The 255-nt window shown below is 53.3% G+C and carries 1 tRNA gene and 1 rRNA gene; both read left to right on the forward strand.

From position 1 onward, the window contains the following. Window positions 1–70, forward strand: a 16S ribosomal RNA gene (locus GTP45_RS27885); the annotation flags it as partial. A gap of 60 nt (window positions 71–130) precedes the next feature. Beyond that, window positions 131–207: transfer RNA gene (locus GTP45_RS27890), tRNA-Ile, on the forward strand. Window positions 208–255: the final 48 nt, after the last annotated feature.

Genomic DNA, 255 nt, shown 5'->3' on the forward strand with positions numbered 1-255 from the left:
AGGATTCGTGACTGGGGTGAAGTCGTAACAAGGTAGCCGTATCGGAAGGTGCGGCTGGATCACCTCCTTTCTAGAGTTTGCTCATCAAGCGCTCACACTTATCGACTGTAACGAGATAGAGAACAGCGTAGGGTCTGTAGCTCAGCTGGTTAGAGCACCGTGTTGATAACGCGGGGGTCGTTGGTTCGAGCCCAACCAGACCCACCAAGACATATTGGGGGATTAGCTCAGCTGGGAGAGCACCTGCTTTGCAAG

The sequence above is a fragment of the Duganella rivi genome, from assembly GCF_009857435.1.
Taxonomy (GTDB): Bacteria; Pseudomonadota; Gammaproteobacteria; order Burkholderiales; family Burkholderiaceae_D; genus Rugamonas; species Rugamonas rivi.